This window comes from Bacillus infantis (genome assembly GCF_008180445.1).
In the GTDB taxonomy this organism is placed as follows: Bacteria; Bacillota; Bacilli; order Bacillales; family Cytobacillaceae; genus Bacillus_AB; species Bacillus_AB infantis_B.
Genome location: NZ_VTER01000007.1, coordinates 1 through 25,065, shown reverse-complemented (window position 1 = coordinate 25,065; position 25,065 = coordinate 1). Strand labels below are relative to the sequence as shown.

Here is a 25,065-nt window from a genome sequence, read left to right as displayed (position 1 = left end):
AGTCCCCTTGAGGCAAGGGGACCGGAAAGTCTGATCTATGTGTTTAGTGCGTTTTGCATTCGTCGAAAAGGCCTTTTTCTTTCAGGACCTTAATCAAAGTTTCACCCATTACGGATGGAGTATCGGCAACCTGGATTCCGCATTCGTTCATCACACGGATTTTTTCGTCAGCAGTGCCTTTACCGCCTGAGATGATGGCGCCGGCATGGCCCATGCGCTTCCCTGGAGGTGCAGTACGGCCGCCGATAAAGCCGACAACAGGCTTTGTCATATTAGCTTTTACCCACTCAGCTGCTTCTTCTTCAGCCGTTCCGCCGATTTCACCAATCATGATGACCGCTTTTGTTTCCGGATCTTCATTGAATGCTTTTAATACATCGATGAAGTTTGTTCCGTTGACAGGGTCTCCGCCGATTCCAACTGCAGTGGACTGGCCGATTCCAGCCTGTGTGAGCTGGTGGACAGCTTCATACGTCAATGTACCGGAGCGGGACACTACGCCGACATGCCCTTTTGTATGGATATATCCTGGCATGATGCCGATTTTGCACTCATCAGGCGTGATGACGCCAGGGCAGTTAGGGCCGACCAGGCGGGTCTTCTTGCCTTCCATATAACGCTTCACTTTAACCATATCAAGAACAGGGATATGCTCTGTAATACAGATGGCCAGGTCAAGCTCTGCATCGACCGCCTCAAGGATGGCGTCTGCAGCAAAAGCAGCCGGAACATAAATGACAGAGGCAGTTGCGCCTGTTTCTTTGACAGCTTCCTGAACTGTATTGAAGACAGGTACTCCTTCGACTTCCATGCCGCCTTTGCCCGGAGTTGTGCCCCCGACGATTTGTGTGCCGTATTCCAGCATCTGCTTTGTATGGAAAAGGGCAGTTGAACCTGTTATCCCTTGAACTATTACTTTTGTATCTTTATTAATGAATACACTCACGTCAAATTCCCCTTTCTTAACCTACTAGTGAAACGATTTTTTCTGCCCCGTCACTCATGGAATCCGCTGCGATGATATCAATATCGGATTCTGCGAGAATCTTTTTGCCAAGGTCTACGTTCGTGCCTTCAAGGCGTACAACAAGCGGCACTTTCAGGCCAACCTGCTTTGCAGCCTCTACAACGCCTTCTGCAATGACATCGCATTTCATGATTCCGCCGAAGATATTGACAAAGATTCCTTTTACATTCGGATCAGAAAGGATGATTTTGAATGCTTCTGTTACTTTCTCTGCTGTTGCACCGCCCCCAACATCAAGGAAGTTGGCCGGGTCGCCGCCGTAATGCTTGACAATATCCATTGTCGCCATTGCCAGTCCGGCACCGTTGACCATGCAGCCGATGTTTCCGTCAAGGGAGATGTAGCTGAGGTCATATTTTGAAGCTTCGATTTCTTTTGGATCTTCTTCTTCCAGATCGCGGTACTCAAGAATATCCCTTTGACGGTAAAGTGCATTAGAATCGAAATTCAGTTTTGCATCAAGCGCCATTACCTTGCCGTCGCCAGTGACAACAAGCGGATTGATTTCTGCTATAGAGCAGTCCTTCTCAATATAAGCATTATAAAGCGCAAGCATGAACTTTGCTGCCTGGTTGACAAGCTTGGCCGGGATATTGATATTGAACGCGATGCGGCGTGCCTGGAATGCTGTCAGGCCGATTACCGGATCGATTTCTTCCTTGAAAATCTTTTCAGGTGTTTTTTCAGCAACTTCTTCGATTTCTGTGCCGCCTTCTTCAGACGCCATCAGCACTACGCGGGAAGTTGCGCGGTCAAGCACAAGGCCGACATAATATTCTTTCTGGATATCACAGCCTTCTTCAATCAGGAGGCGCTTCACTTCTTTCCCCTCAGGGCCTGTCTGGTGAGTGACCAGTGTTTTCCCCAGGATTTCAGATGCATATGTACGTACTTCATCGAGGTTTTTCGCAACCTTGACGCCGCCTGCTTTTCCGCGTCCGCCTGCATGGATCTGCGCCTTAACTACAACTACCTCTGTGCCAAGTTCTTTAGCTGCTTCTACTGCTTCTTCAACTGTAAAAGCGACCTTTCCATTCGGAACCGTTACCCCGTATTTTCTGAGGACTTCTTTTCCCTGGTACTCATGAATATTCATTTCCCATCCTCCTATCAAACTCTTCAAAAAATAGACTGCGCTTTCATTTTATAAAATGAGCACACCCTTGTCTACAGTTATGACTTAAATATTATATTTCTTTAAAAATTTTAAAATTTAAATCTATAAAAAACCCTGTAAAGTAAAGCGTTTTCATTTTTTATTTTTAAAAATTGTTTTTTCAGCATAGAAATATATTTATGAAATGATGATCAATTACCGTTCGGGAGCAGGTCCTTTCCGCGGCTTTCTATGCGGGGAAATATGACTTTGAAAAGCGCTCTTTCCTCAAAAGAGCTTTTCTGCCCAATACGAATAAGGACAGGCTATAATCCCTGTCCCCTGCTGTGCTCTCCGGCCCGGCGGTCGGCTTTATATACAAAGGCGAAAATTTCTGCCACTGCCTGGTACAGCTCCTCCGGGATATTTTCATCGATGTTCAGCTTTCCGAGCAATTCAACCAGTGACGCGTCTTCCTGAATGGGAATATTATGCTCTTTCGCTTTTTCGAGGATATTCTCGGCTGTCAGTCCCTTTCCTTTGGCCTTAACCTTAGGTGCTTCATGTCCGTCCCTATAGGATAGGGCGACGGCTTCCTTCCTGATCTTCGGATCCTGCTGTTTCATATTTTTATATCAACTCCGCTGTATTTCCCTGAATCGGACAATGGCCGGTACGCCATCCCTGTTGTTTGCGGCTGGACGCCGCTGCCTTTCTCGAAAACAATGGAAGAAAGCCTGTAATCCAGTTCTTCCAGCCCTTTTTTCAACCCGTCTGTAAAAGGGGCTGCCCACTCCCTGATGCGGCTGTCCCCGTTAAAGACCTTGATCTGCACGATTCTGTTCTGGACCTGGACATCGACTATCGTTTCCTTTAAATGGTCCAAGTCCAGGTAGAAAATGACGCGGCAATAGGCAGGATCGATCCTTCCATCGGCCAGCTTCCTTCCGCTCCATTGCATGGTCATTTCCGCTGTCCTGTTCCACAGCGGGACAGGCAGCTGGAATATATACTGCTGCAGCGGTCCTGTTTCTTGAGCCAACAGCTGGTGTCCCGTCAATTTATTCAGCAGTTGCTCCGCTGCCTCTTTGTGCTGAATGGGAGGGCCTTCCTTCAGAAACTGCAATAGCATCATTTTAAGTGATTCATTCTTCAAGCCGCTGTCATCCCCGCCCGAGAGGAAGCTGAACACTCCATGATCATGGGAATAGCCCAGGCTTTTCAGTATGTGTGTAAGCCTGGACTGCAGCAGCCCGTCCCCGGCAGCGGCAGCCGCGGCTGATTTTGCCGAGATTTCGCCAAGCAGTACCTGCCTGGCGTCCATGCTTTTTTCTCCCTGCCCTTCTGGATCGCTTTCAGTTAATAGCTTGATGCTTTCGGACACCTTTTCAGGATCAGGCATTTGCGGATGCAAAATCCGCAGAAGCTGAATGGCTTCTGCCGGCTTCATATCTCTGCCGGCAAGCGCTGAAAAAAGCTGGCTTTTCCATGCTTCTGCAGTTCGTTCCGGCTGCAGGGCAGCCGAAGCTGGGCGTCCTGCAGGATCGTTATCTGCATTTGAATTCAACATAGATGCATTCTGTGCAGTTTTCGCCCCCTCCATCCCTTCTCCTGACTCGTTAGAGGATATATGCATATTCCCCTGCAATCTGCCGGCAAAAGCCTTTAAGAGGTCTTCCAGTGATCCTGCCGGCCTCCCAGCCTGTCCACTGGAAACAAGAATCCGCTGAAGAAGGCCGGCCTCCTTCAGTCCTTTTGGCAGGGCGCCGGCTGCTTCCAGCAGGTGCCTGGCCCCTTCGGCCCGCTTACCATCCTGGCTTCCCAGCCATTCTTTCACTAAGAACGAGAGTGATTCTTCCCCCTGCTTCATCTTCAATGAAGCGCTAAGATCTGCCGCCATATGAAGAAGCGCTTTCCCCGAAGTGCTCACACCAGGGTGATCCAGCAGGTCCACAAGCTCTGTGAGAAGGGCTTGGATGGGCTTTCCGCCCTGTGCAGCCATCAAAGAATCCAATACCCTGCCTGAAACCGGCAGCTGCCTTGACAAGGCCTGCTTGATTGCTTCAAGCTGATCCTGTGAAGGGCGGCTGCCGCCGAGCCATTCTGCAATCGCGGACAGGCCCTCTTTTGTAATGGGCAGCTGCTCTTTTACCAAAAAAGACACCATATCAATATTCGTCTTGGCGGAGGCAAGTGCCAGCTTATTAAGCAATACTTCCTCAGCGCCCATTCCCTTTTGTGTTTCAGCACCAGGAAGAAGCTTCAGCCGCGGAGCCCCATCCCCCGGCAGGACCTGCAGCCAATACCGCTCATTTACCGTCAATGCTGTTTCAAGCTGCGCTATCACCTTCTGCCCTCCAATCATGACCTCTGCAGTCTGATTGGGATGAAGCTTGATGACCTTTGCGCTTACGATTTGCCCGGGGTTCAAGGCAAGCGGCTTAGGACCGCCGCTGTTTCTGTTCTGCAGTATTGAACCGACAATATTCAGCGGATCCATTTCCCTTCACCTCTAATACATGCCCTTGATCGGGGCAAAGCTTTTTCGATGTTCATTGATGATCCCGTGCTTTTGAATAGCCTCAAGATGCTCCCGTGTGCCGTAGCCCATATTCCTGCCGAAGCCATAGTGAGGATAGAGTTCGTCAAGTTCCCTCATATACCGGTCCCTCGTTACCTTGGCTATCACAGAGGCAGCTGCAATCGTCACACTTTTGCTGTCGCCTTTTATGACTGCCTCTGCCTGAAAGGGAACATCCAGATCAACCGCATCTGTCAATAAATAATCCGGTGTACTGCCCATATCTGCCAGGGCCAGGAGCATCGCTTTCTTTGAAGCTTGGAGGATATTAATCCGGTCGATTTCCCCTGCACTGATACGGCCGATTCCGACAGCAGCTGCGCCGGACATGATTTCTTTGTAAAATTCGTCCCTCTTTGCTTCAGACAGCTTCTTGGAGTCATCAAGGCCAGGAAGATAAAATCCTTCCGGCAGTATGACTGCTGCTGCGATGACAGGGCCGGCGAGCGGACCCCTGCCGGCTTCATCCGTGCCTGCGATCATTGTCCAGCCGCTTTTCTTCAGCCTCCGCTCAAATACAGTCATTTCCTGATACCGGCCGTAAAGCCTGGCCTCCCCGGCCCTTTGTCTGTCCCATCTCGCGAGCAGCTGCTGCACCCCTTTGCGTCCATCAGATTTGAGCTCCCCGAAGAATGGGTCTTTGTCGTCTTTCAGATCCTTCAGCTTCTCGCTGATTTCACTGATTGTAAGCTGTTTCATTTAATCCACCCTTATGCCATTATGTAGAAGGAAGGGCCAGTCATGCTGCGCGACCCTTCCGGATAAATACCAAAAAATAAAGGCCCCATGCAGAGGCCTTTATTCATTGCTGCTATTCTATTTTACCATTTTAAAACGGTATTGCGGACAAAAAAGCCGATTTACTCTGCAGGTTCTCCTGCTGCAAAATCTGACGGGTGTTCAAATGATAACGGGCCAAGCTTTTCTGTCCGGATTTCACGGATGATCAGCTCTGCGACTTTATCATAATCGACTTCACCCCCGCCCATTAGGCAGCCCCTCAGCCTTCCGATTTTATCGAAGGCTTCTACTGCTTCCTCAGGGAATTCTTCAAGGCTGTATCTTTCCAGCAGCCTTCCAGGGTAGTGTTTTTCAAGAAACTTCAATGCATAAATGGCGATGTCATGAAGATTTAATATCGTATCTTTTATCGCTCCGGAAAGAGCCAGCTTTAGGCCCACTTCCTGGTCTTCAAATTTCGGCCATAAAATCCCCGGTGTATCCAGGAGTTCCATTTCCTTGCCGGCCTTTATCCACTGCTGCGCTTTTGTCACCCCGGGCATATTGCCTGTTTTGGCAATATTTTTCTTTGCAAGCCGGTTGATGAGCGTTGACTTGCCGACATTCGGGATCCCTACGATCATTCCCCTGATTGCCCTTGGCTTTACACCTTTGGCTCTCATCCGGTCAAACTTTTCCTTCAATATTTCCTGTGCTGCAGAGGAGATATCCTTCATGCCGGACCCTGCCTGTGAGTTAATGGCAAGCGCTTTGATCCCTCTATCGCTAAAATAGCGGATCCAGGCTTTTGTGGCTTCTTTATCAGCCATATCGGCCTTATTGAGCAGCACAAGCCTCGGTTTATGCTGGATGATCTCGTCGATCATCGGATTTCTTGAAGACTGCGGCAGACGCGCGTCGACAAGCTCAAAAATAATATCAACAAGCTTCAGCTTTTCTGTGACCTGCCTGCGGGCTTTTGCCATATGCCCTGGAAACCATTGTATTGTCAAGGCTGCCACCCTTTCTGACTAGAATAATTGCTATTTTACGATGCGGAAGTCCTCAAGGGGCCAATAGATGATATTTGTATCCCCAAGCACCTTTTCCATCGGGATCGTGCCGATATGGCGGCTGTCCTTGCTGTAGCGCCGGTTATCGCCCATTACGAAGAGATGACCCTCCGGCACGGTCTCCTGCCCGATTTTATCTTCAAGTGTAAAAGGCTCTGTCAGCGGCCCGTCGATGACCTCTTTCTTGTATTCATCAAGATACGGCTCCTCGACCGCTTCGCCATTTACATATAAGATATCATCTTTGTATTCGATCCTGTCACCCGGCAGGCCGATTACCCTTTTTATGTAGTCCTTATTTTCCGGGGCGTGAAAGACGATGATGTCAAATCTCTTTGGATCGCCAATCTTATACGTGAACTTATTCACGATCATCCTGTCCGTATCATGGAGCGTCGGCATCATCGACAGTCCATCCACCACAATCGGGGCGAATAAGAAATAGCGGATGACAGCCGCAAGGAGCACAGCGATGATCAGCGCCTTTGTCCATTCCCAGAATTCACTTTTGCTCTTTCCCATGTTAGTTCCCACCAATCTCTGCTAAAAAATATATCCAGCGTCCTATTGATTATCACTTTGATTCATTCTTTACATTTACATTATTTCACTGCAATAAACACGATGGGATGTATAATTCCTAGTATTGGCCTATTTTCTGCCATTTAAGCCCCTGCACCTCCAGAGCCCTGAAATAATCCGGAAGCCGGGCAAGTGCAGCTGCAAAAGGAGGCCGGGTGAAAAAAGCCAAATGAAAAAACCCGGCTGGCGCCGAGTTTGGCCAAGGCCGGATCCGGCTGATTAGCACGTCATACTTAACGCTTTTATGTGAAAAAGGAGCTTGATATACAAGCTCCTTCTTCGCAATTGGCGGTGCAGAGCGCACCGCCGCTTTACTATTATCGGATTTCTTTGATACGAGCTTTTTTACCGCGCAGGTTACGCAGGTAGTAAAGTTTCGCACGGCGTACTTTACCGCGGCGCATAACTTCAAGCTTCGCAATTTTTGGTGTGTGTACAGGGAATGTACGCTCAACGCCTACACCGTAAGAAACTTTACGTACTGTAAAAGTTTCGCTGATTCCACCACCACGACGCTTAATTACAACACCTTCATACACCTGAACACGTTCGCGGGTACCCTCGATAACTTTAACGTGTACACGTACAGTATCACCAGGACGGAACGCAGGAACATCAGCGCGAAGCTGTTCTTTTGTAATTTCTTCGATTAATTTATGCATCGTTTTCAACTCCTTCCAACAGATGCTCTTGCACAGACTTTCTTTATTGCAGCGGAACATCGTTATAAGACCCGGCCGATCACTCAGCCCAAGCCACAAAAACTATCATAACATAAACAGTGCCTGTCATCAATAGCTATTATGCTCTTTTTTTATTTCTTCGAGAAGGCGCAGCTGCTCTTTTGTAAGCTCTGCTTCTTCAAATAGATCCGGACGGCGGAGAAAGGTCCTTTTCAAAGACTCTTTCATCCTCCACTCATCAACAAGGCGGTGGTTGCCTGAAGTCAAGATATCAGGCACCTTCATCCCCCTGAAGTCGGCCGGCCGTGTATAATGCGGATGCTCCAGAAATCCGGTGCTGAACGAATCCTTCATATGGGATTCCTCATTTCCGAGGACACCCGGGAGAAGGCGGACAATGCTGTCGATCAGCACCATGGCCCCCAGCTCACCCCCGGTAAGCACGAAATCCCCTATGGAGATCTCATCTGTCACAAGATGCTCCCTTATCCGTTCATCGTAGCCTTCATAATGGCCGCACACAAAAATCAAATGATCGAGGGATGAAAGCTCCTCCGCCTTTTTCTGAGTATACCGCTCACCCTGGGGACATAGGAGGACCACTCTCGGCTCCCCGGCGCCTGCCTTCCCTTTTAAGTCGGCAACCGCGTCAAATATCGGCTGGGGCTTCAGCACCATGCCGGCTCCCCCGCCATAAGGATAATCATCAACCGTTTTATGCTTATTGTCGGCATAGTCCCTGAAATTGACTACATTGTAGCTGACGGCGTTATTTTCTTCGGCCTTCTTCAGGATGCTGTGGCCGAAAACACCGCCGAACATCTCGGGAAATAGAGTAAGTACATCGATCTTCATCATGACAGCAAGCCTTCCATCGGTTCAATGATGATGAGTTTTTCTTTCACATCCACTTTTTTGACAACATCTTCAATATAAGGGATCAGTAAATCTTTCTGCCCCTTTTTGCTGACCACCCATACATCGTTGGCGCCTGGGGTCAGGATTTCCGTTATTTCCCCTATTTCTTCTTCATCAATTGTTTTCACGGTACAGCCGAGGATTTCATGGAAATAATACTCATTTTCCTCCAGCTGCCCCAGCTGATCTTCAGAGACCTTCAATATTGCGCCTTTAAGCTTTTCCGCCTCATCCAGGCTGTCCAGGCCCTCAAAAGTAAGCAGATCAAACGATTTATGCTGTCTGTGTGTTTTTACAGTCAGCTTCACAGGTTCCTTCGAACCCGCCTGGAATAAGAATAAATGGCGGCCTGCCTTATAGCGCTCTTCCGGAAAATCGGTGCGCGATACGACCCTCACTTCGCCCCTGACACCGTGTGTATTGACAATCTTCCCTACATTGAACCACTTTTCCATCTTTGCCGATCACCTCTAGCGAATTTCTTTAACGACTCCATCTTCAATGATGATGGTCTTGTTTGCGGATACCTCATCCCAGGCGTCGCCAATGCCGATCTCCACGACAGCCTGAACTTCTTTTTCCTTCAGTTCACTGCCTAATGGTAGCATATGTAGTTGTTCCATTTGAAACTCCAGCAGCTTGATCTTTTCTTTGCGCCTGCCGGTTTCTTTTTCAAAATTGGCTGTCAGGCCTGCCTGCTGGAACTTTTTCGATTTCTCTATCTTTCTCGCTTCAAAACGAAGCTGTTCACATTCTTTCAAAAGCTGCGTTTTTCTTTCCATATAGGTTTCAAGAAGCTTCCTTTTGCTTTTTTCGGTTAAGATCTGTTTAACTGTGGCGGTTTGAAGTATTTTCACCCTTAAGCCTCCTTCAGCGTCCTGGTACCGAACCAACTTCTAAAAGCTCCTGAATGGTAAAAAAAGGAGGGGATCCCCCTCCTTTTTCTAATTCCTCCGGCCATGCCTCGGGAAGGTTCATTCAGTTATTTCCAAAAAAATCCTTTTTTGCTGTGATGATCCTGCTGCATACACAACAGTCCGTATCGATTTAGCGACGCGCCCTTGCTTCCCGATCACTTTCCCCATGTCACTCTTGTTGACAGAAAGCTGATAGGTAACGCGGTGGTCATCTTCCCGGACATCCACCAGGACATCATCGGGAAAATCAACCAAGGGCTTAACGATCGTTTCGATAAGCTCTTTCATCACGCGCAGAATTACTTGCCGTTCTTAGCGTTATGGAATTTCTCCATAATGCCTTCTTTAGAGAACAGGTTGCGTACTGTGTCAGAAGGCTTAGCGCCATCGCTCATCCATTTAAGAGCAAGCTCTTCGTTGATTTCAACCTTAGCAGGCTGTGCAACTGGATTGTAAGTTCCAACTGTTTCAATGAATCGTCCGTCACGAGGAGAACGAGAATCTGCTACTACAATACGATAGAAAGGGGATTTTTTAGCTCCCATACGTTTTAAGCGAATTTTTACTGCCATGTTAAATAAGCACCTCCGAATAGTTTCACACAAGATAGTATAATATCAATAGATAAATGGTTTGTAAAGTGTTTTTTCTTTACATGTTATAAAAACTTGATTCCCGCGGCTGTTCAGCCATGCTTTGGAGCACGCCGGGACAGCATTTCCAGGCGCAGAAGGACAAAAATCAAAACGGATTGAAAGGCAGCTTGAAGCCTTTCTTTTTCCCCTTTTGCTGCATCCCTGTCATCTGCTTCATCATTTTTTTCATATCCTCGAACTGCTTGAGAAGACGGTTCACTTCGGGTACGGTCCTGCCGCTGCCCTTCGCAATCCTCTTCCGGCGGTTCGCGTTGATGATTTCCGGATGCGTCTTCTCTTCCTTTGTCATCGATTTGATGATGGCCTCAACATGCGCGATCTGCTTTTCATCGATCTGCATGTTATTAAGCCCCTTGATTTTGTTGGCGCCGGGCATCATTTTCAGAATTTCATCCAGCGGCCCCATATTGCGGACCTGGCCCAGCTGGTCAAGGAAGTCATCAAAGGTAAAGGAAGCTGTCCGCATTTTCTTTTCGAGCTCTTTTGCCTTTTCTTCATCAACGTTGGATTGGGCCTTCTCGATCAGGGTGAGGACATCTCCCATGCCGAGTATCCGGGACGCCATTCTTTCCGGATGGAAGGCTTCAATCGCATCCATCTTTTCCCCGAGTCCGACGAATTTGATCGGCGTGCTGGTAACAGAACGGATGGAAAGCGCAGCTCCCCCCCGTGTATCGCCGTCAAGCTTTGTCAGGACAACGCCTGTCAGCCCCAGCTGCTCGTTGAAGCTCTGGGCGACGTTCACTGCATCCTGCCCTGTCATTGCATCTACGACAAGGAAGATCTCATCCGGCTTGGAAAGCTCCTTGATCTGTTTGAGCTCATCCATGAGGGCTTCATCCACATGAAGGCGCCCTGCCGTATCGATCAGCACATAATCATGGTGGTCTTCCTTCGCCTTGGCGATGGCCTGCCTGGCTATCTCAACAGGCGATACCTGGTCGCCGAGAGAGAATACAGGCATATTGATCTGTTTGCCGAGCGTTTCAAGCTGCTTGATGGCAGCCGGACGGTAGATGTCCGCGGCCACCAGCAGCGGATTGCGGTTATGCTTTTTACGGAGCAGGTTTGCAAGCTTCCCTGTGGTGGTCGTTTTACCGGCACCCTGGAGCCCGACCATCATGATCACGGTCGGCGGGCGATTGGATACCGCCACTTTGCTCTGCTCCCCGCCCATCAGTTCGGTAAGCTCCTCTTTAACAACCTTTATAACCTGCTGGCCCGGCGTCAGGCTCTTCAGCACTTCCTGGCCGATTGAACGCTCGCTGACCTTTTTCACAAACTCTTTGACAACCTTAAAGTTGACGTCTGCTTCCAAAAGGGCCAGGCGCACTTCGCGCATCATCTCTTTGACGTCCGCCTCGGATACCTTCCCTTTGCCGCGGATCTTCTGTATCGTATTTTGCAGTCGGTCGGCTAATCCTTCAAATGCCATATATGCCGCCTCCTAATCTAATTTCTCTAGCTCAGCCACTGCTTCCATCAGAAATTGATGGGAAGGACTGCCTTCTTCAAGAAAAGTTCTCATTTCGCGAATAAGTTTGCTGCGCTGTTGAAATTTATGAAATAACAGCAGCTTTTCTTCATATTCCTCCAGCATTGCTTCGGTACGCTTGATGTTATCGTACACTGCCTGCCGGCTGACATCATATTCCTCGGCAATCTCACCGAGAGAATAATCATCCAGATAATACAGGGACATATAGCTCCGCTGCTTCGGCGTCAACAACGACTGATAAAAGTCATACAGATAGTTCATCCTCGTCGTCTTCTCCAGCATAGCTCATTCCCCCTTGTTAAGTGAAAAGCCTTTACAATAAAACAGTTTACACAGAACCCCAAACTGTGTCAAGGAAATCCGGGCCCGGCGCCGCTTCTTCGGCCTTTGTCAGCGTTTCCTCTTTTTGGCTTCCAGCAGTCGTTTCATTCTCTCTTCCCGCTCATCCGGGCTGATGCTTGCTCCGGAGCGTCCTTTTGGTTTCCGGACCTCAGCCTGCCGCGCGGCGGGTTCTGCTTCCCGAGCGCGGGACTCCGCAACCTGGACGCCTTTCTGCCGGCCAGCTGTTCGCACCTTGGCGGCTGTTTTCTCTAATGGCCTGCTTCCACCGGCCGCTGGAGCCTTCCTGGTCCTTCGTCTTTCCGGAATCAGCCTGAGCCCGAACCTCCTGGCCGCTATCTCGGCAAAGAAGAGGAGGAATGCCGCAAGAAGCAGCCATTCACTGATTGAGGCCTTTTCAAAACTTCCTGCCTTCAGCGGGCGGAATGCCTCCTTGCCTTCTTCGAGCCGCTCTCCTCCCGTCAAGGCAGATATCTCCTTAAGGAGTCCTTCATTTTCTTTTTGCATCAAATATTCTTCTGAATATGGGAGAGTAAAGCCGGTTTTATAGGTCCTTGTTTCTCCCGACAGGCTTTGCTGGCTGATATTGACATAAAACATGCCAGGCTCTGAAGGCATTTTAATTTCGTACTTGCCGGGAGCTGCCAGTTTAGTGCTTGCATCAATTTTTTCCCCGCTATCTGAAATAACTGCTATTTCTGCAGGCAGGGCAGCCTTGCTGCTGTTTCCTTCAAGCAAAACGGCCGTTTCTTCATTTTCCCTCCGGACTGACAGGCTGTAAGTTTCGCTCTCATATTTTGGAAGCGAGATGCTGGCGAGTTTATTGATGAACTGCGGCCATTTTTCCCAGCGGGCCCAGTCCCCCGACCATTTTCCGCTTATATCCGAAGTAAAGGCGATCGTATGGCCGATGCCATACTGCCATTCAGCCAGGATAGGATCCTCTTTCTCACTGAGAAGGGGGACCTCTGCACCCTGTTTGGCTTCAGAGGCAATATAGGCATTCATCTGCGGAACACCGCCTGCAAAAAAATCGCCCCATTCCGGAAACGGCCGCAAAGATGGATAAAAAGGATTGTCTTCGATATATGTTCTCGTCGCCATAACGGTTTCCCTTGATAGAATGCTCGGAATCACCGATGAGTCCGTGACATCGTAGAAGCGCCCGGTACCAAGCTCAGCCAGCTCTTCCAGCAGATTCCGGTCGGCATCGCTTCCAAGCGCCACAGTCGATAGAGTAATATTGTTTTCTTTCCCCGTTTCTATCATGCTTTCATAATCAGCGCTTCTGGCAGACTGCCCGTCTGTCAGGAGGATGATATGCTTCCGCTGGAGCTTAAGGTTCTCCAGCTCTTCGTACGCTTTTTCGAGGGAGGTAAAGATCTCCGTGCCTCCCCCGGGAGTGACTGAGCCAATTTTGTCTGCCGCGTCCTTTTTATTGTCAAGCGGTCCGGTTTCCACGATAACCCACGGGCGGTCATCAAATGCTATGAATCCCAAAGTATCTTTCTCGCGCAAGAGTTCAACTGATCTTGCTGCCGCCTCTTTTGCCAGTTCCAGCTTGCTCCCTGCCATGCTTCCAGAACGGTCCATTACAATCATAAGGCCGAGGGAGGGCATTTCCTTCTTCCCTTTAATGTCCATGTTGACAGGCAGCAGCTTTTCGATCGGCGTTTTGAAATAGCCGCCAAGACCAAAGCTGTTCTCTCCCCCCGCCATAATGAATCCTGAGCCAAATTCCTTTACAGCCTTTTCGATAAGCATCATCTGATTCCCGGAAACCACCGTTGCAGGTATATTATTGAAAATGATGGACTGATATGGAAGAAACCCGGAAAGTGAGGTAGGCAGTTTTTCCGGCACGATGGAATCCGCCAGAAGTCCTGACCCGTCCAGTATGTTTTCAAGCTGGCTTTTTTCCTGCTCTACAATCAAAACCTTGGGAGTCCCTTTAATATTGACAGCAGACTGAAGGCTATTGTTTTCTATGAATCCGTCCCCTTCAGCGGAAATTTCAGCCTTGATTGCGGATAAGCCTGTTTCATCCATTTTGTGCTTGAAGGTGTAGACATTTTTTCCTTCTTTAACCGTGATACTCTCTTTCAGGACTTCCCGGCTGTTTACAGAAAGCCTTAAATCAGCTTCTTTTGCAGAATTGCTGTCTATCGTCATTGTAATGGATGCTTCTTCACCCTCATACAAGGCCGGCGGAACTTCCAGGCTGGAAATGGACATATCCTCTTTCCTGCTGCTGTCCAGCAGGACATAATCAAGCTCTATCCCCCGGTTCTTCAAAAGCTTTGCCGCTTCACGGCTGCTGCCGGCCGTTTCCCTTCCGTCTGATAAAAGGACAATCCGCCCAGGGGTTTCCTGCGGCATGAGAGTCGAAGCCAGCTGAATGCCCGCCTCGAGATTCGTTTCACCCTTCCCGGTGTCAGTACTGAACTCCCGGAACTCTCCCTTCATACTGGCCAGCGAGCTTTCAGCAGCAGCTGTTTCTCCAGCCGATATCACGGCATATGAATCTTCCTTTCCTTTGGACTGGATTCCGGCATCGATGAAATCCAGCAGCTCTCCTTCCCTGCCCTGAACACTGGCAGAGCGGTCGGCGATGAAAACCACCGTTTTTCCCGGAGCAGGCAGTCTGATTGAAGGGACAGCCAGCGCAAAGGCAAGGAGAATGAACACGATGGCCCTCATCACAGCTGTTCCCTTCCTATTTCCCCTGCCCTTTACTGTCTTGATAAACAAGAATACCAGGAGCAGGGAAGGAATGATGAGCAAAAGCATAAAAGGATGTTTAAATTCTATTCCCACGCCTGAACACCTCCCATTCTGCAGCTATCAGGATGAAAGCGAATAATGCGAGCCAAAACCAAAGTCCGTTCTGCTCTTTTTCCTCATAGACGTTTGAAGCTCTTTTATCATTCATCGTAAAGGAAGAGGCATGCCTGGCAGCTTTTTCCCTGTCATCGAGCAGGACAGAGAAAAAATAATGTTCTTCCCCTGCGGCAGCCTGGTAGACTCCCGGCTTATAGGGAGCAGCAAAGTTTTCCTTTGCCAGATCCAATGAATACAGATTTTCATTTTCATCATTGTAAATATCCAGCGAACCAGAGCCTGCCCCTGCATTGAGCCACTTCTCTTCCCCTGGTGAAAAATAGCCCAGAAAATCAGACTGGGCGGCCAGCCATTGATAGGCATTATACAAGAAGACCGGAAAACCGGGCTGCAAAGGCCAATCAGAATCTTCCAAAGCGAAATTGATCAGCAAAGCCGGAGTCCCATTCTGTGTTCCCTTCTGGATCAGAGGGCGCCCGCCTGACTGCAGGAGGGTTTCCCAATCACCTTTAAGCGGCTCGTACGAGGAATCTATGAAAATATTTTCTGCCTCCACATGTTCAAGAATCGGATCATCCGCGGCCACCGGCGGTTCTTCCAGCTTTTCCCTGCCTGTTTCCGCATTGAAGATGATTACAGGCCTTCCCTCTGCCGCCTCAAGGCTGCCGGCATCTGCAAGGTATATGCCTTCTTCCCCGGCTGCAGCTGTTGAAGGATCGGCCTGAACCAGTTCAGCTCCCCATGTTTCAAAGCCTTTCAGCACAAAAGGACTGATGCTGCCAACGGCAATCACCTTTTGGCTCGGCTCATTATAGATCGCTGTCAGCTCATTGTCGGCTTGATAAGCATCATCCGCCTTTATTTCTGCCTTATAGTACGGATGCTCGGGAAGGCCGGGAATCTGGATCACTGATTGCCCGTTTCCTTCAATCTCCACTTCCTGCTCAAAGAGCACCTGGCCCTCATATAGTACCCGGAAGGAAAAAGCAGCCTCCTCCGCTGACTGGTTCTCAACGGCAGCCCCTCCGGCAATCCCCTCTCCTTCCCGGACAACACCAAAAGATAAAAGTGCAAGATTCTGCCCTTCTTTTCCGAAATTATGGACTTCAGTATAATTTCCTTCATCCAGGGCCGCGGCTGCTTCTTTTTCAAGTCCGTCAGAAAATATATATATAGCCGAATTCTTTGCATCTGCCAATGAATTGGCCAGCTGCAGCGCTTTGGTCATGTTTTCATGTTCATAAGTAATTTCAAGATCATTGATTGACTTTTTAACAGCAGCTTTCTCCTTTTCCCCTGACAGGAGGATTTCCGGATTCTCCCCGGCTCTTATCAGAGTAACCTCCTGGCCGGCCAGGCTGCCGGCAAGCGAAAGCATCTTCTCCCTTGCCTTCTCAAAGACCGGTTCACCATCTCTTTCAGCAAGCATGGATGCAGAGGGATCGACAACAAGTATCAAGCGGCTCCCCTTTAATTCTTCTCCTAACCAGAAAGGCCGAACGAGCGCAAACAGCAGCAGCAGCAGGGCAAGAAGCTGCAGCCAGAATAACAGATTCTGCTGAAGCTTCTTCAGCCAGGGCGATGCCTGCCACTCATTCACTGCCTCAAGCCATAGCATATTGGAAGGAATGATTTTCTCATCAAACTGCTTCCGGAAAAAGTAGAATAATATAAAGGCGATGATAAAAAAGCCTAATAAAAAATAGATAGGGCTAAAAAAGAGCATTGTGTTTCACCTCAATTCAACATGCCTTTACCAGGCAGGATGCGCAATAAAATGGTCTGGATGTCTGTGTCAGCTGTAATCGGCACAAACTGCCCCCCATATTTCCTGCAGGCCGCCTCAAGCTGCCTGCCATGCTCTTCCAGCCTCTTCTTATATCCATCAACAATCACGGGATTCATACTGACATTAACTGAAGTTCTGCTTTCGCTGTCTACCAGCCTGATATCTCCACTGTAAACCGGCTCGGTTTCCTCACTTGCCAGAATCTGCAGCAGCCAGAAATCCTGCTTCATGGCCCCTATCCTCTTCATTGCAGACTCAAGCCCGCTGAGCGGCTCCATTGTGTCGGTAATGAGGATGGACAGCTGCTGATTTTTTTGCAGGGCACGGCTTAAATGGTCTGAATAACCCTCATTGATTCCGGCACCTTCCAGCTGAAGGATTTCTGCATATACCTGCTTGCTGTAATTGGCTCCTTTTCTTCTGAGGGGGGCTTTACTTCCAGAGGGCAAAGAGGCGAAATAGAGCCTGTCTCCACCTGAAAGGGCGATATAGCAGAGTGAGGCGGCCAATTCTTTAGCCAGCTTCCATTTTTGGTCAATGCTTTGCATGGAAGAGGATGTGTCCAGATAAACAGCAGCTGAAATCTCCTGTTCATCCAGGAACCGTTTTATATAATGCTTTTGGGTGCGCCCGAAAACATTCCAGTCGATTTGCCTGACATCGTCTCCCGGCTGATAGAGCCTGAAATCGGAAAATTCAAGAGAAGAACCAAAGCTGCTGGACTGCCTTGTCCCTTTATGGGCGCCGCGCTTCTTCGTTTTGACCTGCAGGCGCTTTTTCTGCAGCCTTGAAAGAAGTCCGCCTCCTTTATGCATGCTGACGGCCATCCCAGGCAGGATTCCTGGATTCGACCAGATCCCGGATGATTTCATCTGCCGTAATGCCGCTGCTGTCAGCTTCGAAGTTCACGATGAGGCGGTGGCGGAGCACCGGGAGCGCTGCCTTCCTTAAATCTCCCATGGAAACATGGTATCTCCCCTGTGACATCGCCCTTGCTTTCGCCATCATGATCAGGCTCTGCAGTCCCCTTGGGCCGCTCCCGAACTGGATGTACTGCCTGACCATCCCCGTTGCATCCGGCGACTCTGGATGCGTGGCTGAAATGATCGATACAGCCTCATCAATCATTTCTTCACTGACCAGAATCTCCTTTGCCAAAGCCTGGATCTCCAATACATCTTTTTTTGCCGCCGCATTTTGGACAGGGGCGGGCCGGGTCCCTGTCGTCCTTAATACGATCTCTTTTAATTCTTCCTTCGTCGGGTATGAGACCTGAATCTTGCATATGAACCTGTCCAGCTGTGCTTCCGGCAGCGGATAGGTCCCTTCCATATCAATCGGGTTCTGGGTGGCCAGAACAAAAAATGGATGGTCCATCATTTTTGTCTCACCCATGATTGTAACTGTTTTTTCCCCCATCGCTTCCAGCAGCGAGCTTTGTGTTTTTGGCGTCGCACGGTTGATTTCATCTGCGAGGATGATGTTTCCGAATAAAGGCCCTTCATGAAAAACGAAAGCTTGCTTCCCGCTCCCGTCAGGCTGCAGAAGCATGGTTCCTGTTATATCTGATGGCATGAGGTCCGGAGTGAACTGGATCCGCGAAAACTTCAGATCCATGCTTTCCGATATTGTCTTGACCAGCATGGTCTTCCCCATGCCGGGGAGACCCTCAAGCAGTACATGGCCGCCGGCAATGATGCTCCACAGCACCTGATCGATCACGTCCTCCTGTCCGACGATAAATGACCTGATTTCTTCCTTCACTTTATCCAGGATAGCGGCCGCTTCTTTAAATTGATTTGCTTTCTCTTCTATTGACGCCATATTTCTCACTCTCCATCAGGATCTATATTGGTAAAATAGTTCTTTACGATTTCCGCCAGTTCATCAGGCAGCTTGTAGCGCTCAGAGCTTTCCCGGTAAGACCTTTCATAAGATTCATAGACTTCGCTGTACGGCCTTGCGCTCCCCCGAAGGATGGGCCCGGCTCCCTCGCTTTGTCCGGCCGGCCCTCCTTCGCCTAGTTGTCCTGAATCCGTTTCCGTATTCACCTGGCCCGCGATCCTATCCGGTACAGTCAGGAGCTCCCTCGAGCCTTGGCCAAGTCCGGCACCTGACCCCATTCCGCCTGATCCTGAGCCAGTTCCTGATCCTGAACCTGAACCCGAACCTGAGCCGGTGCCTGATCCTGAGCCGGTGCCTGATCCTGAGCCAGTTCCTGAACCCGAGCCGCTTCCGGATCCATTCCCGGCGTTTCCTTTGCCAGGCTGCTGGCCGCCGCTGCCTGCGCTCTGGCCAGGACTCTGCCCGGGGGCTGGCTGTCCCGAGGATCCCGAAAGAGCCAGCTGTCCCGGGTTCATTCCACTAGCAGACATTTGGCTGTGCAGTTTTGTCCCTGCCTGGCCGACAGCCTGCTGTGCGGAAGCGAGCCTGGACAATGCATCGGAGGAGTTTAAGGCTTGCTCCAGCTGTTCTGCCAGCTTGGCGAGCTCTTCATCTGTCAAAGGCCCGTCCTTTTGAGCCAGCTCCTGGAGAGCTTCTTTTTGCTTGTCTGAAAGTTCCTCCGGATTTTTCTGCAGTTCCTTCAGCTCATCCATAGCTTTGTTCAGGTCTTTATTATCCAGTGCAGCCGCAAGGGAGCTTAAGCCGGCATTATCAAGCCGGCTTTTAGTTTCTTCAAGCTTCCTTTGCCTTTCTTGTTCCTTCATTTTCTGCAGCTCCAGCGACTTACTCTTTTTTTCAAGCTCTTTCAAAGCCTCTGCGGCAGAGTCAAGCTTGCTGATTTCTTTTGCCGCTTCCTCTATCAGCTTCCGTGTTTCCGGATTCTTCTCTTTCTCTGCTTTTTCATTGAGCTGTTTTTCAGCGGATTCTACAATTTCTTTTTCTTCGTCAAGCTGGCTTGCTCTTTCCATTTTCGTGCTGGGAAAATAAGCAGCGGCTGAAACTGCGAGAAGAACAGCCAGCGCTCCGAGGAACCATTTAGGGTAGAAGAACTGCTTTTTGCGTTTCAGGACAGACTCATGGTCCCTCTTCATATAAGTTAAGGCCTCTTCAAGCTGCAGGAGCTCCATAAGCCCTTCGCTGTCCAATAGTGAGTATGCTGTAAGCACCCTGTCATCAGGTACAAAGCGGTTGTAAACGGCAGCTGCCTCCCGAAATCCCGGCTTCCGGATCCAGAACCTCCAGATAGAAAAAGATAGAGACGCAAGAGCAGCTGCAAAAAGATATGCCGCCAGATCCGTGATGACCACCGTCCGGGCCAAAAGCAGGACGATAAGTACGGAGGCGCCTCCGTAAAAAAGGAGAAGCTGAAGCTCCTTCATTGCCGCTGCAAAGAGAAGCTGGCGCCGGACAGGCTTCAGCAGATTTAAGAACTGCTCCCTGTTTTGTTTGGCCATACGCTTACAACTCCTATCCCTTTTTCATATTTGGCCTGAGCTTTCTTATGCTGATCAGCAGCGCCAGCACAAAAATCACCGAGCTTGCGATCAGGTGGGCGATCCAGAGCGGAAATTCGATTCCTGTCTCATTAGCAAGCTCCCTCAGAAAGTCAGGTGTAAAAATGCCGAGAAGGACCATGGCAGGATTCAGCATGGCGGTAAAATAAGCAAACGGGCTGTCTGTCTGCACATTGGGATTCATATTTCCTAACTGCATCAAAATCATCGTCAGAAATGCCGTTCCCCCGACCAGAAAAAGCGTGGCCCCATAGGTTGTAACCATGGAAACGACTGTTTTTCTGATCAGCGTTGAAAACAATACCCCAAGGCTGCCGTAAACCATGATCGTAAAGATGTAAAACCCGAGTGTCAGGGCCACCTGTCCAGGCGAAACCCCTCCAAACAGGAATACGATGCTGTACAGCGGAAGGCTGGCAATGATAAGCAGGAGCAGGAAGGAAATAGCAGATACGAGCTTGCTGATGATGATGCTCGCGGAGCTCTGTGTCGTCGTCAGCATGATATTAAGGGTCTGCCTCTCCCGTTCACTGCTGATGACCCCTGCTGTCAGCCCGGGTGTAATGAACAATATCAGGGCAAGCTGCAGGAAGGACAGGACAATGAACATCTCCCTGCTCTGGTCAGGCTTGAAATACCCCTGGCTGTTCGACATCATATTAATAAAAATGAAACCCAATATAATAACTCCTAATGCCAGGAGATAAAATAATACGCCGAGAAAGCTCTTGAACGAGCGGAACCGCAGTTTTATTTCTTTATTCAGGACGGGATTTACGGCAAAATTTTTCATGAAAGTTCCACTCCTTTCGTAATTTCCATGAATACATCTTCAAGGTCGGTTTCCGCTTCTGCAAAGCTTGCAATTGAAAGACCGGCTTCTATCGCGTTTTTCAGCAGAGCAATCTGGCCGTCATCATCGCCTTTGTAGACAAACTGGAGTAAATTTTCACCTTCCCCGGGCTTCAGCCCGCTCACACCGGGAGTGTCCTCAAAAAATGAAAAGGCTTTATGGACATCCTTAAGGACTTTGACCATGATCAGTTTCTCTCCGCGCAGTTTTGCCTGTATTTCTGTGACTGACCCTTCAGCTACCAGCTTCCCTTGATCGATGATCCCGATCGTGTCGCACATTTCTGCAAGCTCCGGAAGGATATGTGAGGAAATAAGAATGGTCTTGCCCATGTTCTTCAGCTCCTTCAATATCTCCCTCATTTCCACGCGCGCCCGCGGGTCGAGCCCTGATGCAGGTTCATCGAGGATAAGGACTTCCGGGTCATGGATGAGGCTCCTTGCCAGACAGAGCCTCTGTTTCATTCCCCTTGAGAGCAGGTCAACGTAAGAATCGCGTTTATGCTCAAGGTTGACCAGGTCCAGCAGCTGGGGAATGAGCTTTTCTCTTTCCTTGAAATCGATCCCATAGCTCGCACCGTAAAAATGGAGATACTCTTCTGCCTTCAGCTGGTCATATACACCAAAAAAATCTGGCATATAGCCGATTTGCCTGCGCACCATCTTCGGCTCCTCAGCAACATTATAGCCATTTACGTAGGCGGTTCCTGATGTAGGCGCCAACAGTGTCGCCAAAATAGAGAAGGTGGTCGATTTGCCGGCGCCGTTCTGGCCGACGAACCCGAAAACCGAACCTTTCTCTATTTGGAGGTTCAAGCTGTTCAGGGCAGTAAATTTACCATATCTCTTCGTTAAGTCAATAATCTCTATCATTAGGACGCCTCCCCTTTAATCGTTATTTTCGGCATCGTGATCTGAGGGTCCTTCGATGTCTTGATAATGCGGACAACCACTTTTCCATCTTTGCCAATATAGCGGCCGATATCTTCCTGGATAGTGAGCTTTGATTCGAACGGCTCCATTTCGCCGGAATCATGGTTCAGTATGGCATATTCAGCAAATTTGGCCTTCGCCGTTACGGACAGCTCACTGAATGCCAGGGATTTCCCTTTCACTTGTGCAGGCAGAGACGCAATGAACTGGTATTCCCCATCATCAGCCATCATTTGATCTTTGCTGCCATTGACGTTCTTTTCGTAGACCATGCCCTGCACCGCCTCAAGCTCGGTATCAAGCACCTCATTGGACAGGGAGAACTCGCCTGTAAAATCAACCTTCGCTTCAAATGGTTCAAAGATGAGATTCAGGCCCGAAACTTTTTCTTTTTTGGACAGAAGATCCGCCTCAATGACACTGTCCCTCGTGAGTCCGGCCAGCATCGGGCCTTCAGCAGTCCCGCTCCCTGAGAAAAGGAATGCAGATGCAGCATATTCAAGCCTTTCTTTCTTCATCAGATCCAGATCCCGGTTCGGCCCCGGATAACCATAGCCGGCGCCGGACATATACGGAGCGGTGAGAAAGTCATTCTTCACTTTTTCGTCGACTTTCAGCGACTCACCTTTTTTCAGGCTGCCGATCTTAATCTTATTTGAGCCGGTCCAAATATACAGCTCTTCAAAATCATAGGGGAAGCTATTTGTCACAGTGCCTGACAGGCGTTTGTCCTTAAGCGTCAGATCAGCCTCCAGGCCGCCTTCTTTTTCTTTTTGCGATTTGCCGAATATGGTCCTGGATGACCAGTACTCTACTGCATTAAAAACAATCCTCGTTTCCTTGCGGCTCTGTTCAATGACACCGCCGCCGGAATGATCAGACCCCGGCCTGTTCAAAGTGCTGGGAATCGCATTGAATTCCCCGCGCGGAACAGAAAATGCATATTCACCGCTTGTATTGGAAAGCAGGGTTGCCGCCTGAATACCGATAAGCTGGCTGTTCACTGCTTTATAGACGCCCAGTTGATTGACCTGAGGCTGTCCAAGCCTGTCTTTTGCCCCGATGCCGAAAATGGCCCCTGACATCAGCACAGCCAGAGAAGGGATGATCCACCATGCATGTTCGCGTTTGTCCCGCTTCTTCAAAATAAAATAAAGGATCGGGACAATGACGATTATATAGCCGATGAGCAGCAGCAAGAGCTGACTGATTGAAAAGCTGGAAGCAGGGAAATATTCATTCGCTTCAGCAAATTCATAGGTCAGCGGATCATAAATATCCGGTCCATATTGGCTTCCTGCGGCAGATGGGGCAGGGACTGACTGCAGAATCCCGCCAAACCAGCTGCTGTAGCCAGTCCAGGAAGACAGCGGCTCATCTCCGAGTGAAAAGGCAGTCTGCAGGATTGTGCCGCTGCCATAGTCTGCTTTTACTGCTGCAGGGACATCCCCGCTTAGTGAGAGAATCTCCGCCTGATTTTCAACAGGGCCGTAAAACATAGGCAGCTCCTTGAAAGGAGGCTCATTTTCTCCTTTATCCGCAAGAAAGGAGGCAGAAGACTTCCCTTCTTTATCCGGTTTCATCGGCAGAAGAGGATAGAGGACACCAAAGGATTGGCCCGCATCAGGAGCGGCACCGGCAATCAGGATTCCACCATTCCCGATCCAATCCCTGATGGCATTTTGCTGGGCCTCTGTCAGGTCGGAAACAGCAAATTCGTCGAGCAGGAGATAGTCGAGCATTTCAAGCCCGAGCCCTTCTTCAGGCAGCTGTTCTTTTTTCAGCTCCAGTGTCTCTACCGCTGCGGAGGGAAGGATCCTCAGCTCCTTGAGCCGGTCATAGTCCTCGCTCAGGATGCCCATTGTCATTTCTCCGCCTTCTATGTATTTCGCCTTCAGCTTCGTGTCGCCGGAGAACTTGACTTTTTTCCCGTCCTTCCAGCTCCCTTTATAAAGGTGGATGGCAGGGAGGTTCTGATAAGATGATGGGTGGTCCTCCGAATTGCCAGGTATTGTGATGTGAAAGGTTTTCGAAGAATTCTCAGGCAGATTTGCCTTGATGCTTATGGCTCCGCCGGAATTATAGGAAGGATGGAAATCAATCAGCAGATCCCCGCTGAACGCCTCTCCTGTATTTTCAGCTTTGATAGTCAAGGGAAAGCCTTTTCCCCTTTTAACTTTTCCGTCCAGGCCTGCTTCTACTGAAATGCTGATGTCTGCCGGTGCTGCATAAGCAGGCTGGTTTAAGATGAGAAACAGCAGCAGTGCAGCAATCACAGCAATGATTGCTTTTGTATGTTTACGCAAAAAAAACTCCCCCCAGATTAATATTCCACTACAATAGACGAACAGGAGCCGGCAAAAGTTTGCAAATCTTGTAAAATATAAATTTATTGCAGACTTTGCTTTTCCGGCAAGCGGGAGCCGGCTCATGTATAATAGACGAAATAAATCAGGATGTCCCTACAAGGAATGAGAAAAAAATCCAATTTAAAGCGCAAAAAAACAGCCTGCGTTTTGCAGACTGCTGGATCATTTTAAAAAGTTTTGCTCGTAGACGAAGAATGTTGATTCTTGTTTCAGGCACTTCGCTTTCCGCGGGACATTGAACCCTTTTCATCGAGCTTTTTTTTTTTGCCTTCCCCTCCAATCCACGGGTTTTTTAGCAATTAAAGAAGGGTAGGTCTTCCAATCTTTTTCACTAGCACATGAGTTACTTTTCTGAACAAGGGTGTTGATTTCCGYTCCAGGCACTTCGCTTTCCGCGGGGCGGMGYTGAGCCTCCTCGYSSTGCSYSCTGYGGGGTCTCARCYTTKCCGCTATCTCCCGGTCGAGTAAGCGGGAGCACATTCAGTTTTCCCTGCAGTGCTCCTCACTCCTCACAGAACCGTGCGTGCAGTATTACCGCACACGGCTCTTCCTATCATCCTTCACAGACTATAACCAATGTCATCTCTTAGTTTATAGATATTCACTTTTATCCTCGGCTTAGGCAAAGGGTACTTTTCAAGGAATAATTTAAATTTCTCCCAGCTGAAAGACTTCCTTTGGCTTCTCCGATTCATCCACTTAAAGAGTAGTTTCCGGATTCTATCCAGGAAGT

Annotated in this window: 23 protein-coding genes; all 23 read right to left on the bottom strand. The window is 49.2% G+C overall.

The window, feature by feature from the left end; genetic code table 11:
* Nucleotides 1-43: 43 nt before the first annotated feature.
* Nucleotides 44-946: a succinate--CoA ligase subunit alpha gene (gene sucD / locus FZD51_RS14160; protein WP_009795917.1), complete on the bottom strand. Its 903-nt coding sequence runs from the start codon at nt 944-946 to the stop codon at nt 44-46.
* A gap of 16 nt (nt 947-962) precedes the next feature.
* A complete protein-coding gene (gene sucC / locus FZD51_RS14155; protein WP_148975390.1) occupies nt 963-2,123 on the bottom strand; it encodes an ADP-forming succinate--CoA ligase subunit beta in 1,161 nt (386 codons plus the stop codon).
* A 326-nt stretch (nt 2,124-2,449) separates the two neighbouring features.
* A complete protein-coding gene (locus FZD51_RS14150; protein ID WP_148975389.1) occupies nt 2,450-2,749 on the bottom strand; it encodes an EscU/YscU/HrcU family type III secretion system export apparatus switch protein in 300 nt (99 codons plus the stop codon).
* The gene (locus FZD51_RS14145) at nt 2,746-4,623 is read right to left on the bottom strand and encodes a hypothetical protein (protein ID WP_148975388.1); all 1,878 of its coding nucleotides are present in this window, start codon (nt 4,621-4,623) and stop codon (nt 2,746-2,748) included. Before FZD51_RS14145 ends, FZD51_RS14150 begins: the two co-directional genes overlap by 4 nt.
* A 12-nt stretch (nt 4,624-4,635) precedes the next feature.
* Complete coding sequence (locus tag FZD51_RS14140) at nt 4,636-5,403, bottom strand: ribonuclease HII (protein WP_148975387.1); 768 nt, start codon at nt 5,401-5,403, stop codon at nt 4,636-4,638.
* A gap of 161 nt (nt 5,404-5,564) precedes the next feature.
* Nucleotides 5,565-6,437 (bottom strand): ribosome biogenesis GTPase YlqF, encoded by an 873-nt coding sequence (gene ylqF, locus FZD51_RS14135; RefSeq protein ID WP_035403507.1) that lies wholly within the window; start codon nt 6,435-6,437, stop codon nt 5,565-5,567.
* 30 nt (nt 6,438-6,467) lie between these two features.
* Nucleotides 6,468-7,019, bottom strand: coding sequence for a signal peptidase I (lepB, locus tag FZD51_RS14130; RefSeq protein ID WP_148975386.1), 552 nt, complete (start codon nt 7,017-7,019; stop codon nt 6,468-6,470).
* A 377-nt stretch (nt 7,020-7,396) separates the two neighbouring features.
* Nucleotides 7,397-7,741: a 50S ribosomal protein L19 gene (gene rplS, locus FZD51_RS14125; RefSeq protein ID WP_009795926.1), complete on the bottom strand. Its 345-nt coding sequence runs from the start codon at nt 7,739-7,741 to the stop codon at nt 7,397-7,399.
* A 129-nt stretch (nt 7,742-7,870) separates the two neighbouring features.
* Nucleotides 7,871-8,620, bottom strand: coding sequence for a tRNA (guanosine(37)-N1)-methyltransferase TrmD (gene trmD, locus FZD51_RS14120; protein ID WP_148975385.1), 750 nt, complete (start codon nt 8,618-8,620; stop codon nt 7,871-7,873).
* Nucleotides 8,617-9,135 carry a ribosome maturation factor RimM gene (gene rimM / locus FZD51_RS14115; protein ID WP_148975384.1) on the bottom strand — a complete coding sequence of 173 codons (519 nt, stop codon included), beginning with the start codon at nt 9,133-9,135 and terminating at the stop codon, nt 8,617-8,619. The genes trmD and rimM overlap by 4 nt, the downstream gene beginning before the upstream one ends.
* A gap of 15 nt (nt 9,136-9,150) precedes the next feature.
* Complete coding sequence (locus FZD51_RS14110) at nt 9,151-9,537, bottom strand: YlqD family protein (protein ID WP_148975383.1); 387 nt, start codon at nt 9,535-9,537, stop codon at nt 9,151-9,153.
* 117 nt (nt 9,538-9,654) lie between these two features.
* The gene (locus FZD51_RS14105) at nt 9,655-9,885 is read right to left on the bottom strand and encodes a KH domain-containing protein (RefSeq protein WP_148975763.1); all 231 of its coding nucleotides are present in this window, start codon (nt 9,883-9,885) and stop codon (nt 9,655-9,657) included.
* Between the two features lie 11 nt (nt 9,886-9,896).
* Complete coding sequence (gene rpsP, locus FZD51_RS14100) at nt 9,897-10,169, bottom strand: 30S ribosomal protein S16 (RefSeq protein WP_148975382.1); 273 nt, start codon at nt 10,167-10,169, stop codon at nt 9,897-9,899.
* 169 nt (nt 10,170-10,338) lie between these two features.
* Nucleotides 10,339-11,688 (bottom strand): signal recognition particle protein, encoded by a 1,350-nt coding sequence (gene ffh, locus FZD51_RS14095; protein ID WP_009795932.1) that lies wholly within the window; start codon nt 11,686-11,688, stop codon nt 10,339-10,341.
* Between the two features lie 12 nt (nt 11,689-11,700).
* Nucleotides 11,701-12,033, bottom strand: coding sequence for a putative DNA-binding protein (locus FZD51_RS14090; RefSeq protein WP_009795933.1), 333 nt, complete (start codon nt 12,031-12,033; stop codon nt 11,701-11,703).
* Nucleotides 12,034-12,141: 108 nt separating this feature from the next.
* Nucleotides 12,142-14,907 carry a VWA domain-containing protein gene (locus tag FZD51_RS14085; protein WP_148975381.1) on the bottom strand — a complete coding sequence of 922 codons (2,766 nt, stop codon included), beginning with the start codon at nt 14,905-14,907 and terminating at the stop codon, nt 12,142-12,144.
* Entirely contained in the window at nt 14,891-16,657 is a 1,767-nt protein-coding gene (locus FZD51_RS14080; protein ID WP_148975380.1) for a vWA domain-containing protein, read from the bottom strand. Before FZD51_RS14080 ends, FZD51_RS14085 begins: the two co-directional genes overlap by 17 nt.
* An 11-nt stretch (nt 16,658-16,668) precedes the next feature.
* Complete coding sequence (locus FZD51_RS14075; protein ID WP_262380922.1) at nt 16,669-17,535, bottom strand: DUF58 domain-containing protein; 867 nt, start codon at nt 17,533-17,535, stop codon at nt 16,669-16,671.
* Complete coding sequence (locus FZD51_RS14070) at nt 17,528-18,544, bottom strand: AAA family ATPase (RefSeq protein ID WP_148975378.1); 1,017 nt, start codon at nt 18,542-18,544, stop codon at nt 17,528-17,530. The genes FZD51_RS14075 and FZD51_RS14070 overlap by 8 nt, the downstream gene beginning before the upstream one ends.
* A 5-nt stretch (nt 18,545-18,549) precedes the next feature.
* Complete coding sequence (locus FZD51_RS14065) at nt 18,550-20,118, bottom strand: hypothetical protein (protein WP_148975377.1); 1,569 nt, start codon at nt 20,116-20,118, stop codon at nt 18,550-18,552.
* A gap of 13 nt (nt 20,119-20,131) precedes the next feature.
* Nucleotides 20,132-20,971, bottom strand: a complete 840-nt coding sequence (locus FZD51_RS14060) for an ABC transporter permease (RefSeq protein WP_009795939.1) — start codon at nt 20,969-20,971, stop codon at nt 20,132-20,134.
* Nucleotides 20,968-21,903, bottom strand: a complete 936-nt coding sequence (locus tag FZD51_RS14055; protein ID WP_148975376.1) for an ABC transporter ATP-binding protein — start codon at nt 21,901-21,903, stop codon at nt 20,968-20,970. Before FZD51_RS14055 ends, FZD51_RS14060 begins: the two co-directional genes overlap by 4 nt.
* A complete protein-coding gene (locus FZD51_RS14050; RefSeq protein ID WP_148975375.1) occupies nt 21,903-24,269 on the bottom strand; it encodes a hypothetical protein in 2,367 nt (788 codons plus the stop codon). Before FZD51_RS14050 ends, FZD51_RS14055 begins: the two co-directional genes overlap by 1 nt.
* Nucleotides 24,270-25,065: the final 796 nt, after the last annotated feature.